The following is a 12,021-nucleotide window of genomic DNA, read 5'->3' as shown; positions in this document are numbered from 1 at the left end:
TCAGTTGCCTTTTGTTCGATGGTTCCCGGATGACTGCGTTCCGGCAGCCGACCGGGGCAGGAGGAGGTGATGAAGAAACAGGCCTCGTACCACATCCATCTGTTGATTGTGCGTTTTGGTTGTTTCTTTTCTACGATGCCTCAGCACTCTTTTCCATAGCGCCATATTGTTGAGGTCTATTAAGGATGGTTTTGACAACAGTAGCTGTGCGGCAGTCACCGCATATGCTTTGTTGTCTGCGGATTTCGTGTAATTCCCCGTTGGTATGCCCTTTACTAAACCTGATTCACACAGTCCGAGGTAAGCATCCCGTGGACATGATTTTGTCTGAGAAGATGTGCCTTTCCCAAACAGGGCGGTGGTGGATAGATTCCAGGCATTAAAAGGACTGCTTGCTTGGCCCTTGGTATATAAATTGGTTGCTCTAACTGCGGCTACACCATAATTCCCCATATCATTACCTCACATTTACTCCGTGTTTTGCAGTTGGTACGAAACGGAGCCTGTCATTTACTTGGGAAGATTTGTAGAAGGCTGTTGGCATAAACCTGCTTGGGGGTAGTTCAGGTAGTATCCAAAGGGTTTGGCGTGCTGGAGCAAAGTTGATTTCTGGAAATGTACCTCAGCCATCCATTTAAGTACAGAAAAAACTTTTGAATTGGCGGCTTTAGGTTTGTTTAACAAAAATGGGGGGAATCTTTTTTGAATTAAATTTAGAGGAAATTATTTCTCACAAGATCCTCTGTCTTCTGCAGAATCGCGGATGGGATTTAAAAAATTGTGGGAGTGAAGCTTTTCAACTTCTGCCGCGAAATTTCGTGGGGGATTGGCCTAGATTATGAGAACTAGGATTGAGGAATTTCTTTGGAAAATACGGGGATCTGGGGATTGGTTAATTTATATGAAGGAGGCGGCATTGAGATTTCAAGGGTGGGGTGTCGGGTCTCGGCCCGACAGCCGAGCCACTTTTGTTTCGGCAAAAGTGGCCAAAACCATTTTCACCCAGGTCGGCCACATTACATTGTGCTGACGCAGGTCCACGGAGGGCGGCCCAACTCGCAAGGCTCACACAAGGGCCGCCTATTGATATGTGCGTCAGCCCGGTTAGCCGACCTGAAGGTGGGGAGGAGACTGTGAAGATGGATGCCCGATGATGGATGTCGGAGATGATTTGAATGTTTGATGGATGACGGGGTCTCGCCCCCGTACGGCGAGGTCCTTTTGTTTCGGCAAAAGGACCCAAAACCATTGACGCCCCGTCTGGCCGCATTGGAGGGGAGGGACGCTAATCTGAGAAGAGCGGCCCAACTCGCTCCGCTCAAACACGGTCCGCTAAATTCTAAGAGCGACCCTCCCTGGGGCCAGCCGGCAGGCGTCGGAACAAAATTAAAGCGTACTGAGGCAAACCCACGGAGGGCTGGCCAACTCGCGGAGCTTGTCCTGAGCCAACGCCGAAGGGCTCAAACACTGCCCGCCTTTTTCCCGGTGCCGGTTGCACTGCTCGGCCATGCCACCAGGCCAGGGGATCAGTGAGGGGAAGCGAACCAACTCGCTCCGCTCAAACAGGGTCCGCCAGCTGAGAAGAGCGTCCCTCCTGGGGGCCAGCCGGCAGGCTTCGATCAACGGTCCCCTTGTTTATTAGCACGTCGGTCTGGTTGGCCTACCTGAAGGTGTTTGAAAACGGGAACCTCCTCCTATTTTTCTGTTGTCCGATGAGCAATTCCTGAGTGTGCCATCAGGCCAGGGGAGGCTAAGGGGGAGGGGTGAATCAACTCGCCGGGCTCACACAAGGTCCGCTCGATGCTAAGAGCGTCCCTCCTTGGGGCCAGCCGGCAGGCGTCCAACTATAGAAGACGAACCGTCCAGGAACTTCCATGAAAGAGAGAAGACGACAGACATTACGGAGTGGAGAAGATGGATGGCTGAGGACGAATGGTGGAGATGATGGAGAGAGACCAATCGGAGGGAGGGTCACGAACAGATGTTTCACGCGAGGGTGGTGACTTCGACTTGCAGCCGCTTTTGTTTGGCCTCATTGACAATCACTTCTAAACGGGCCGCAATATCATCTTGAATCCAGTCGGCACCACACATTGAACAGCGTAAAGCCGGCACCCTTCGGACCACGACAACGCCAAACTCTAACTCGGCTGTAAAGGTGGTCGTCCCGGGCTTTTTTGTGCCACCACAGAGTGGACATTGAGATGGTAGGTGTTGTCGGGTCAACGATTCCTCCGTGTTCTTAAGTCAGGATTAATTCGATTCGACCATTCTCAATGGCCGTCTGAAGGATATCCCGATTCAGAATTTGCTCCTTACATACCGACTGATGCGACACCCGTTGCGGACTCTATCGGGTTTTTTTTGATTGAGCTTTCCGGTGCGGTGCGGTTGTTTTTCTTTGTGAATTCTTTGCTATCGTCTTTTTCTTTGGTTGGGTCGCTCGATGTTCTTTAACAATATCGACAATTTTGCCATCTCGAAAGACATAGACTGGCGTGTTGGTGTCAAAGCCTAGTTGTCTCGCGTTTGCCGCCGCGCGTTCTAATGCCACGCCCACCTTGGCCAGATCCGGGTCTTTGATTTTTGGCTGCTTATTGGCCATTGGGTTCTCCTTCCGAGTCAACATATTCCGGTCTTTCCAATGCATTATCGTAGAGAATCCATGTGTTCACAAGTGGTCGATATATCTGCTGGAAATTTCGCCACCCTGCCAGGAACCTTCTTCGAATGATGTTTTCCGCGACGGCATGCCCGCCCTGGGACACACGGGCCGCCACGCGGGCTATGGCCATTTCGGAGTTGGGAAGTTTCAGGAAGATGAGTTTGACAAAATAGCCTTTCTTCCTCCACTGAGGGATGAGACGGGCATACCGAAGTCCACTCAAGGTGGTTTCAAAGGCAAAGCTTTCTCCACGACGGACGCATGCGGTAATTTCTTGAACCATGAGACGGCCCGCCTGGAATGTTGCAATTTCCGGGTTGAATGGAGAGAGTCCTTCCGCAATAAGATCCACATTGATGAAGCGTGGACAGGCAGCTTCTTTCGGAAGGAACTCGCGCGCAAACGTGGTTTTCCCGGACCCATTGGGGCCGGCAAGGATCACAATTTTTTTCTTGGGTGTGTTCGCCATTTACGCTGAGTACACAGAGGAATCAAAACATCATGCTATCCAAGCCTTACACAAAAGTACAGAACTTGTGTTGATGGAATTATAGAGGGTATTTTTGTAAGACGGAATTTTCCCGTCGGTTGGGTAGAGCAACAGCTCGGTTGGCTGACCTGAAGGTGAAAAGTGGGGGATTGGCATGTAGGAGAAAGGTGTTTGTTTGATGATGGCTGTCGGGGGTGATTTGAATGTTTGATGAATGTCGGGTCTCGGCCCGACAGCCGAGCCACTTTTGTTTCGGCAAAAGTGGCCAAAACCATGTTGGCCGTGGCATGGCCCTTCGGGTGCCCTCCGCGGTTCACCGACACCGGAGGCGGGCAAACTCGCTGCGCTTGTCCTGAGACAACGCCGAAGGGCTCAAACACTGCCCGCCTTTTTACCGGTGCCGGTTGCACGGCTCGGCCATGTCACCAGGCCAGGGGAGTCCATCGGGAGACTGTGGACCAACTCGCTCCGCTCAAACAAGGTCCGCTAAATGCTAAGAGCGTCCCTCCCTGGGGCCAGCCGGCAGGCGTCGGAACATAGGAGAAGGATTTTTAGAGACTTCCATGGGCGAGCGAGGACTGCAGGGATGCTAGAGAGATTGTGTGAACGGCGGAGTACGGAAAGGTAGATTCCGGCAGAGGTGTGGGAGCGGAGGGGTAGGTTATTCGGCCACGGAATGAACGGAGGCTGGAAGTTTGTTCAAGGTTAATTCCTTGAGATGCACTTTGGCGCTCGCATTATCAATATCAATGCCTACCAGATTGCCTGCAGCGTCATAGTCCAGGACAATTCCCTCAGAAACCTCCCGGCTTTCTACGCTGGGGTGTTCGGTCAGATCGATGTAGAGTGCATCGGTGTCTGGGTAATAGTTCAATTTCATGGTCTGAATCCTCGATCGGGAAAGGCATTGTGAATTGCCTTTTTATCGGCAAGTGTGATGACACGTAACATCAGGCCATCAAGTTCAGCTATTGGTCTCCAAAATCGGAAACGATTTTTTTCTTGAGGTTCACTCTTTGTTGGATTTTCTAGTACTTGGATGCACCAGTCTTTTTTGAGATATGGACGGTTATGTAATTCTTCTTTCTCACAATACTCTGTGAATCTGTAACTTTGCATGATGCTAACATACTTGGTTTTCCAATGAATGGCTGGTCTTGAGGAGCTCAATTAGGAAAAGATGGTGAGGGTGGATCCCGACGGCCGAGCCACTTTTGTTTCGGCAAAAGTGGCCAAAACCATGTTGGCCGTGGCATGGCCCTTCGGGTGCCCTCCGCGGTTCACCGGCCCCGGCAGCGGGCAAACTCGCTGCGCTCAAACACTGCCCGCCTTTTTTCCGGTGCCGGTTGCACGGCTCGGCCATGCCACCAGGCCAGGGGCGTCCATCGGGGGACTGCGGCCCAACTCGCCGGGCTCACACAAGGTCCGCTGCTGAAAAGAGCGTCCCTTCTTGGGGCCAGCCAGCAGGCGTCGGAACAGAGGAGAAGGATTTTTAGAGACTTCCATGGGCGAGCGAGGACTGCAGGGATGCTAGAGAGATTGTGTGAACGGCGGAGTACGGAAAGGTAGATTCCGGCAGAGGTGTGGGAGCGGAGGGGTAGGTTATTCGGCCACGGAATGAACGGAGGGTGGCAGTTTTAGACCGACACGAAGGATTCCCTGCTTTTCTGGATGTGTTTTCTGACTTTGCCGGGCAGGGCTTTTTCAGCCAGGCGTAGCTCATAGGCCTTTTGAAGGTTCATCCAGAATTCAGGTGACGTATTGAAAAATGTCCCAAGTCGTAACGCCGTATCGCCGGTAATTCCACGCTGTCCTTTGAGGATGGCGGTGATCCGGTTTGCCGGTACGCCAAGCGCCTTGGCCAGGGTGTTGGCGTTAAGCGGGGGATCAGAAGGTTGTAAGAACTCTTCCAGTAATATCTCTCCCGGATGTATCGGGCGCATGCCAATTTTTACCATGTTGCCGTCTCCTTAGTGATAATCGGTAATCTCGACGTCATTTGAGAAGGATGGCTCCTTCTTTTTGTGCCACATAGGATTCGTTGCATGAGGAATGTACCCAACCTTTTTCATAAAGTACAGAATGTTTTCCTGGGATCGGCCCTGCAGCCGAGGGTTTGAAAATCCCATTCTGAACGGTGTTACCATCACTTGGTGCGCCTCTTTTTTTTTAGTATCTTCAGGGGTTTCGCCCCGGTACGACGAGCCACTTTTGTTTCGGCAAAAGTAGCCAAAACCATTCTCACCCAGGTCGGCCTTATAGAATCGTGCTGACGTGGGAGCAGGGAGGGCGGCCCAACTCGCAAGGCTCAAACAAGGTCCGCCTAACGAATAAAACGTCAGCCCGGGTAGCCGACCTGAAGGTGAAAAATGGGGGATTGGCATGTAGGAGAAAGGTGAATGTTTGATGAATGCCGGGGGTCGGCCAGACAGCCGAGCCACTTTTGTTTCGGCAAAAGTGGCCAAAACCATTGACGCCCCGTCTGGATTTATTGAGGGGAGGGACGCTAACCTGAGAGGGGCGGACCAACTCGGCGGACTCACACAAGGTCCGCAACGGATAAGAGCGTCCCTCCCTTGGGCCAGACGGCAGGCGTTGGATCATATAAGACGAATTTTTTTGGAAATCCCATAAAAGAGGGAGAAGTGTAGAAATGAGGGAGACGATTGAGATGGATGGTTGAAACGGATAGCAGGGCTGATAGAGTCGAGGTGGTCGAAATGAGGGAACAAGCTGAGGGAGAGGGGATGTGCATTAAAACTTGCGTCGAGTCCAATACCCTGGTTTTCGTTTAAGATGCATGACGGCAAGTATTTGAACCGTAGCTGATTGCACTCTATAAACCACCGCATAAGGAAACCGGTGAAGAAGGAATCTCCTTGTTCCGTGCGAATAAGCAGGCCATGCTTCCGGGGTTTCGGATATTCGAGCCACTGCGCATTGTACTTCTTGAAAAAATAACCCTCCTATGCCTGGTGCTTGTTCCTCATACCAGGTGTGAGCTTGTTTGAGTTCAGCGAAGGCGTCCGAATGGAAGATGATGTCGCCATCATTTTCCATGTGTTATCCGACGTTGGATCTCTTCCCAGGTAATAGCAGTGGCCACGCCATTGTCCAAGTCTGATATTCGTTGTTGAATTTCCTCCTGCCATGCCTGCTCTACCTCGGCTTCCTGGACGGGATCCAGGCTTTGGATGAGTTGCTGGGCTACTGCGGCCCGTTCCTGGACGGGTAACTTGAGTGCTTGTTCCAGTATGGCTTGGGAATGTTGTCGCATACACTTTCTCCTTCGTTCCTTTGTGCGTTTTCGAGAATTCCTCCTCTCAGAGCTTTAGGAATATCCTATCCTACTGCACCCTTAGGAAAAAGGGTAGATGGGTTTTGGGAGGTTTGATTCTCGATGATTGATGCCGGGCATGAGGGTGCGGGCTGCCCGAAGGACCAAGCTGAAAGAGTTGTCTGATTGGGATTGTTGGGGGTGTTGTAAAGAGTTGATGGGGGACGGGGTTTCGCCCCCGTGCGGCGAGGTCCTTTTGTTTTGGCAAAAGGACCCAAAACCAGTGACGCCCCGTCTGGCTTTATTGAAGGGGAGGGACGCTAATCTGAGAGGAGCGGACCAACTAGCCAGGCTCAGACAAGGTCCGCTAAATGCTAAGAGCGTCCCTCCCTGGGGCCAGCCGGCAGGCGTCGGAACAGAGGAGGAGGCTTTTTAGGGCCTTTCCAGCAAGAGGGAGGAGCGCAGGAAGGGCCGAGTTGGGAAGATAGATGCTTGAGACGGATGGCGGAAATGAGGGAGGGGCGTCGCGTTTCGATGTTTTGAATTTGGGAGGGGCACCGATCCTTCGCCATGCCTGCTGTGAGAGTAGATGGTACGCTTCCCTTGGTTTCCCTTTTTTTATTCTGCTTCCTTATTGGCCGAGATTGATCTCATACCGTGTGCTGCGGCCGCCACCTACCAGGGTGAGTGCGCCTTGTGCCACCAGGTCCTGTAAATCCCGTGTGGCTGTCGCTTTGGAGGTGTGGGCGATGGCCATATATTTTTTGGCATTGATCCCGCCTGTGAATCCGCTTGGTCCTTCTTCTAACATCCGGCGCACCACCTGCATCTGTCGTGAATTGAGTTGGTCTTGTAGTCGATCGAACAATCTCGTTTTTCGCAAGGTGAATTCAATCTGCTCTTCTGCCTGCTGTTGCGCAGCCAGTGCGATATTCACAAACCAGCTTATCCAGGGTGTGATCTGGTTGGATTGTTGGGCTTTCTGCAAGGCTTCATAATAGTGTGCGCGGTTTGCCTCAATGGCACGAGAGAGGCTGAGCAGAGCCGGCCGCCCGAGACCTTGCGATAAGGCTTTTTCCGACAGGGCGCGCCCGATGCGGCCGTTTCCGTCCTCAAACGGGTGGATGGATTCAAAATAGACATGGGCGATGGCGGAGCGTATCAGGGGCTTTTTGATGTCCTTCTTTCCCTGTGGGCCGGTGTCATTAAACCAGGTGATGAACCGCGACATTTCTTTGGAAACCCGTGTTGAGGGCGGGGCTTCAAAATGAATGCGGGGTTTTCCGATCGGGCCGGATACCACCTGCATGGGCTCCGCATGGTTTCGCCATTTCCCGACGGTGATGCCACGACTGCCCTGCATGATCATGCGGTGCCAGGAACAGAGTGTGGCTTTGGTCAGAGGCCCGGCATACCTGGTGCGTACATCCGTCATGAGCGCGGCGGCCCCTTGCGCCCGTTGATCCCGCACCTGTTCGCCAGGCTGTCCCAATCCCAGATTTATCCGGATGGAGGAGAGGACATCCTGACGACTTAAATATTCGCCTTCAATTTCTGATGTCTTGAGAGCTTCCACGACCATCATCTCGATGATGGCTTCCGTCTGCGTCTCTTGCGGTATTCCGCTCAACAGGCCGCTGGCTCTCCCTGTTTTTTCGGCGAATGCCAGTAAAGCGTCTTCAACGGTGGTAAGGTCGTATTGGAAGTCCGGCCAGTCCGGTTGTTGCCAGTTATAGGTCATGAGCCGATTATAACAGATATTCGGCTCAATAACGTCCAGTAAAGTGAGCTGAATAGGCCTTTTATTCGGCTCAGCCCGTGAAGGGACATTTTTTAGTGCAGTCCGGGGTTTCGCCCCCGTTCGACGAGCCACTTTTGTTTCGGCAAAAGTAGCCAAAACCATTGACGCCCCGTCTGGCCTTACTGAAGGGGAGGGACGCCAAGATTTAGAAGAGCGGACCAACTCGCAGGGCTCACACACGGTCCGCTAGCTGCGAAGAGCGTCCCTCCTGAGGCCAGCCGGCAGGCGTCGGTTGAAGAGAAAAGGAGGGTTTGCATAAAAGGAAGGATTACGCCGAAGGATGGATTGAGAAGATGTTTGCGGGTAGGGCGTCATTTCGCATAACCGACAATACGGCATAGACTTTTTAAAACCTTTTCCATGCATGCCGTTTTGATCTTTCCGATGTGCTTGACGATGTTTTGGTCTGAGAGGGTAAATACCTTATCCACTCGTATCTAACTGGGTTTGGGCAGAGTACCATCCACGAGATCTATTGCAGTTAATGGGATGGCAGGTTCTTCTTGAGGGACAGTGGTAACGGCCAAGGCAATAAAATCCCCATGGTGATCGGGTGCTGTCAGGACGAGGACCGGACGCTTTTTTGAAGAACTTAAATCGGCATAAGGAAAGGGAATCAGAACAAGGTCCTAGGCGCTACACGTCATTCCAAACCTCATCCTCAGAATTGTCCCAGGCATGTTTCATGGCCGGAGTCTGGGCGAGCTTGAGTTCCTCAGCTAGCCTGTCTTTGAGCCCATGTTTCAACTCAATGTACCCGATGAAATCTAAGACTTCCTTCGCTAAAGGTTCTGGAAGCTTTTGAATTTCTCTCATGATTTGTTCGGCCGTTGACATGGCGTGCTCCTCATTTCCTCTGTCAGGGATACGTTGTAGGACCAATGTACCCAACCCATTGATTAAAGTACAGAATTTTGTAGAGCCTTTTTTAGAGCCGGGGGGCGGCCAGACAGCTGAGTTACTTTTGTTTTGGCCAAAGTGGCCACAGCCATTGACGTTCCCTCAGGCCTCATTGGAGGAGAGGGACGCTAATCAGAGAAGAGCGGCCAACTCGCCTGCCTCAGACAAGTGCCGCTTGATGCCAAGAGCGTCCCTCCCTGGAGCCGGCCGGCAGGCGTCGGATCAAAGTTAAAACGTGGCGGTGGAGATCCATGGAGGGCAGGCCAACTCGCAGGGCTTAAAATTTTAAAAATAGAAGAATAGAAATTTTGGTGATTTCTTGTTTAAGTACCAAGATCTTTCCCTGCGCTTAGGATGACATTTTTTGGAGGAAGTTCTGAAACGGTTTGCAGGAATGACGGATGATTCTTAGCGGCAAGGAACGGTTATGGTCTTCCCCCAGTTTCACGGACGGGTTAAAGAAGACTGTGGATCGTGTTGCTCCCTAAAATTCTTCGGGGCCAGTCCCTGAGTAAAGGAGTGGCTCCGCTGATGATTGTAAAACCGCTCAATGTAGTCAAAAATATCGGCGCGGGCCTCTGCCCGGGTTTGGTACTGCCGCCGATGGACTCGCTCTCGTTTGAGGAGGCCAAAGAAACTCTCTGCCACGGCATTGTCATAACAACTTCCCACGCCACTCATACTGCTGACAATCCCATGAGCCTGGAGAAAGGCTTGAAACTCCTGTGAGGTATACTGGGTGCCTCGGTCGGAATGCAGGATGACAGGGGCCGCACTCGTCCGCTGCCACACGGCCATCAGCACGGCTTGGAGGACCAGGTCCCGTCCCAGTTGTGGCTGCATCGACCACCCAATCACTTGCCGAGAGAACAAATCGAGCACCACCGCCAAGTACAGCCAGCCTTCTTGCGTGGGAATATAGGTGATATCCGTCACCCATTTGGCATTCGGACCTGGGGCTGAAAAATCCCGGGCCAACTGATTCGTGATTCCAGCCGGTCGGTCTCCAGATCTCCGCCGTTTCCAACGCGTGGGAGCAGGAATCCCTCGCAACCGCTCCCGTTGCATTAAACGGGCAACACGATGTTTCCCACAGCCCTCGCCTTGCCTGCGTAACACCTGCCAGATCTTCGGGCTCCCATAGACCCCATCACTGTCTGCATGGATGATGCGAATGGCGGCCGTCAGGCGCTGACAGTCTTGAGCCCAGGGACTCGGAGAGCGGCGCTGCCGGGCATAAAACCCACTCGGGGAGACGTGGAGGAGACGACACATCAGACGCAGAGGAAACATGGTGCGACAACGTTGAATCATGGCATCCCTTATCGGGAGGTCTTGGCGAAGAACGCTGCCGCCTCTTTTAAAAAATCCCGCTCGCGAGTGACCAGGGCCAATTCACGTTTGAGGCGAGCCAACTCTTGATCGTGAGGCATCCCAGTGCCTGGAAAAGCTTTCGCCCCTCGCCGTCCGGCCTCCCGACACCACCGCCCCAACATGGCCGCATTAAGGCCTAAAGCCTTCGCCACTTGGGTAATCGCCCCACCGGCCTGTTTGGTCAGTTGAACGGCTTCCTGCTTAAACTCTTGGCTGTACTTTCTCCGTTGCTCCATGACACACCTCCTTGCCTAGTATGAGGCTTTTTAGATGTGTCCGTAAATTCGGGGGAAGACCATTATTTATTGGACGGCTTGGAGATGGAGGGAGAGCGTGTGTTCTTTGCCGTTGCGTCGGATGCCGAGTTTGATGCGGTCTCCGACATTGTGCCGGTCTAACATGCGAGCGAGGTCGTCATAGGTTCGTAGCGTCTCTCCATCAATGGCGGTGATCACGTCACCTAATCGAATCCGTCCGTTTGCCGTTTCTTCTAAGCCTTGCAGGCCCGCCTTGTCCGCCATACTTCCCGGCAGGACTTTGGCAATGACGATGCCTTTGATCCCCCAGCGGGCGGCGATGGCATCCGGGATGAGTGAGATGCCCAGGCCGGGACGAATGACTTTTCCATGTTGAATGAGTTGCGGGACAATACGTTTGACAATGTCGACCGGCACCGCAAAGCCAATGCCCGCGTAGGCTCCACTGGGACTGACAATCTGGGTGTTGACGCCAATGAGTTTCCCTGCGCTGTTTAAGAGCGGTCCACCGGAATTGCCGGGGTTGATGGCCGCATCGGTTTGGATGGCACCTTCAATCGTCCGGTCATTCACCGATTTAATCGAACGTCCCAGGGCACTGACGACCCCGGTGGTGAGGGTGTGATCTAGTCCGAAGGGATTGCCGATGGCCAATACGCGTTGACCGACGCGAAGGTCCTGAGAATTTCCGATGTCCAACGGCATAAGTGTGTCGGTCTTGCCGGTGATCTGGAGCACGGCCAGATCATGATCAGGGTCGACCCCGATGATGCGCGCGTCACGGGTGGATTGATCGTCCAGCACCACTTGTATGGAATCCGCGCCATAGATGACGTGGTAATTGGTAACAATATGTCCCTGCCGGTTCCATATGAATCCGGATCCCGACCCTTGCGGGACTTCGAATGTATTGAGCGACCAGATATCCCGACGGACAGCCGTATTGGTGATGTAGACCACCGACTGTGCCGCTTTTTCAAAGACGGCAATGGTGTTGAGTTCTTCTGGACCAAGCGATTGCTGGGCGACGAGGTATAGATGCGAGGGCTGGGCAGGAACCGATTGCGCCTGTTTCGGGACGAATGCCTCGCCCATGGCGGTGTGTGGCAAAAGAAGCGTGACGAACAGGACCGGGAGGAGAAGCCCCTGCCATTCGGTGGAGAGCCGGTATGGTTGGTCTCTGGGTATTTCCTGGCGAGGATGGATGGTCCGGGGAATGTGGTGAAGACGCATACGAAAGTGTTTCCCGGTTCGGTG

General features: G+C 53.0%; 14 protein-coding genes. All 14 read right to left on the bottom strand.

The features are described 5' to 3' along the window. The 14 genes from PJI16_02065 to PJI16_02000 all read right to left on the bottom strand — a co-directional run bounded on the left by PJI16_02065 (position 1) and on the right by PJI16_02000 (position 11,997). Positions 1-453: a hypothetical protein gene (locus PJI16_02065; protein ID MDT3776344.1), complete on the bottom strand. Its 453-nt coding sequence runs from the start codon at positions 451-453 to the stop codon at positions 1-3. A gap of 933 nt (positions 454-1,386) precedes the next feature. Further along, positions 1,387-1,623: a hypothetical protein gene (locus PJI16_02060; protein ID MDT3776343.1), complete on the bottom strand. Its 237-nt coding sequence runs from the start codon at positions 1,621-1,623 to the stop codon at positions 1,387-1,389. A gap of 363 nt (positions 1,624-1,986) precedes the next feature. Then, the gene (locus PJI16_02055) at positions 1,987-2,226 is read right to left on the bottom strand and encodes a type II toxin-antitoxin system MqsA family antitoxin (GenBank protein ID MDT3776342.1); all 240 of its coding nucleotides are present in this window, start codon (positions 2,224-2,226) and stop codon (positions 1,987-1,989) included. Between the two features lie 124 nt (positions 2,227-2,350). After that, complete coding sequence (locus PJI16_02050) at positions 2,351-2,605, bottom strand: hypothetical protein (GenBank protein ID MDT3776341.1); 255 nt, start codon at positions 2,603-2,605, stop codon at positions 2,351-2,353. Next, positions 2,595-3,134, bottom strand: coding sequence for a zeta toxin family protein (locus PJI16_02045; GenBank protein MDT3776340.1), 540 nt, complete (start codon positions 3,132-3,134; stop codon positions 2,595-2,597). Before PJI16_02045 ends, PJI16_02050 begins: the two co-directional genes overlap by 11 nt. Positions 3,135-3,816: 682 nt before the next feature. Further along, on the bottom strand, positions 3,817-4,035 hold the full coding sequence (locus PJI16_02040) for a DUF2283 domain-containing protein (protein ID MDT3776339.1): 219 nt from the start codon (positions 4,033-4,035) through the stop codon (positions 3,817-3,819). A gap of 757 nt (positions 4,036-4,792) precedes the next feature. Continuing rightward, positions 4,793-5,113, bottom strand: a complete 321-nt coding sequence (locus PJI16_02035; protein ID MDT3776338.1) for a HigA family addiction module antitoxin — start codon at positions 5,111-5,113, stop codon at positions 4,793-4,795. A gap of 796 nt (positions 5,114-5,909) precedes the next feature. Continuing rightward, positions 5,910-6,215, bottom strand: coding sequence for a type II toxin-antitoxin system RelE/ParE family toxin (locus PJI16_02030; protein ID MDT3776337.1), 306 nt, complete (start codon positions 6,213-6,215; stop codon positions 5,910-5,912). Next, complete coding sequence (locus tag PJI16_02025; protein ID MDT3776336.1) at positions 6,205-6,432, bottom strand: addiction module protein; 228 nt, start codon at positions 6,430-6,432, stop codon at positions 6,205-6,207. Before PJI16_02025 ends, PJI16_02030 begins: the two co-directional genes overlap by 11 nt. Before the next feature lie 631 nt (positions 6,433-7,063). After that, positions 7,064-8,173: a Fic family protein gene (locus PJI16_02020; GenBank protein MDT3776335.1), complete on the bottom strand. Its 1,110-nt coding sequence runs from the start codon at positions 8,171-8,173 to the stop codon at positions 7,064-7,066. Positions 8,174-8,869: 696 nt separating this feature from the next. After that, positions 8,870-9,070, bottom strand: a complete 201-nt coding sequence (locus PJI16_02015; GenBank protein MDT3776334.1) for a hypothetical protein — start codon at positions 9,068-9,070, stop codon at positions 8,870-8,872. A 507-nt stretch (positions 9,071-9,577) separates the two neighbouring features. Then, positions 9,578-10,447 (bottom strand): IS3 family transposase, encoded by an 870-nt coding sequence (locus tag PJI16_02010; GenBank protein ID MDT3776333.1) that lies wholly within the window; start codon positions 10,445-10,447, stop codon positions 9,578-9,580. An 8-nt stretch (positions 10,448-10,455) separates the two neighbouring features. After that, positions 10,456-10,743 carry a transposase gene (locus tag PJI16_02005; protein ID MDT3776332.1) on the bottom strand — a complete coding sequence of 96 codons (288 nt, stop codon included), beginning with the start codon at positions 10,741-10,743 and terminating at the stop codon, positions 10,456-10,458. A 66-nt stretch (positions 10,744-10,809) separates the two neighbouring features. Then, the gene (locus PJI16_02000; GenBank protein MDT3776331.1) at positions 10,810-11,997 is read right to left on the bottom strand and encodes a trypsin-like peptidase domain-containing protein; all 1,188 of its coding nucleotides are present in this window, start codon (positions 11,995-11,997) and stop codon (positions 10,810-10,812) included. Positions 11,998-12,021 lie beyond the last annotated feature (24 nt).

It is taken from the genome of Nitrospira sp. MA-1, from assembly GCA_032139905.1.
Taxonomy (GTDB): domain Bacteria; phylum Nitrospirota; class Nitrospiria; order Nitrospirales; family UBA8639; genus Nitrospira_E.
Note: the sequence above shows the minus strand (reverse complement) of the source record. Positions and strands in the feature narration are given on the sequence as shown.

Excerpts from the sequence above, each read along its gene's own strand:
- PJI16_02065 (MDT3776344.1), bottom strand. The coding sequence starts at position 453 with ATGGGGAATTATGGTGTAGCCGCAGTTAGAGCAACCAATTTATATACC.
- PJI16_02000 (MDT3776331.1), bottom strand. The coding sequence starts at position 11,997 with ATGCGTCTTCACCACATTCCCCGGACCATCCATCCTCGCCAGGAAATA.
- PJI16_02045 (MDT3776340.1), bottom strand. The coding sequence starts at position 3,134 with ATGGCGAACACACCCAAGAAAAAAATTGTGATCCTTGCCGGCCCCAAT.
- PJI16_02050 (MDT3776341.1), bottom strand. The coding sequence starts at position 2,605 with ATGGCCAATAAGCAGCCAAAAATCAAAGACCCGGATCTGGCCAAGGTG.
- PJI16_02030 (MDT3776337.1), bottom strand. The coding sequence starts at position 6,215 with ATGGAAAATGATGGCGACATCATCTTCCATTCGGACGCCTTCGCTGAA.
- PJI16_02005 (MDT3776332.1), bottom strand. The coding sequence starts at position 10,743 with ATGGAGCAACGGAGAAAGTACAGCCAAGAGTTTAAGCAGGAAGCCGTT.
- PJI16_02015 (MDT3776334.1), bottom strand. The coding sequence starts at position 9,070 with ATGTCAACGGCCGAACAAATCATGAGAGAAATTCAAAAGCTTCCAGAA.
- PJI16_02035 (MDT3776338.1), bottom strand. The coding sequence starts at position 5,113 with ATGGTAAAAATTGGCATGCGCCCGATACATCCGGGAGAGATATTACTG.
- PJI16_02010 (MDT3776333.1), bottom strand. The coding sequence starts at position 10,447 with ATGATTCAACGTTGTCGCACCATGTTTCCTCTGCGTCTGATGTGTCGT.
- PJI16_02020 (MDT3776335.1), bottom strand. The coding sequence starts at position 8,173 with ATGACCTATAACTGGCAACAACCGGACTGGCCGGACTTCCAATACGAC.
- PJI16_02040 (MDT3776339.1), bottom strand. The coding sequence starts at position 4,035 with ATGAAATTGAACTATTACCCAGACACCGATGCACTCTACATCGATCTG.
- PJI16_02025 (MDT3776336.1), bottom strand. The coding sequence starts at position 6,432 with ATGCGACAACATTCCCAAGCCATACTGGAACAAGCACTCAAGTTACCC.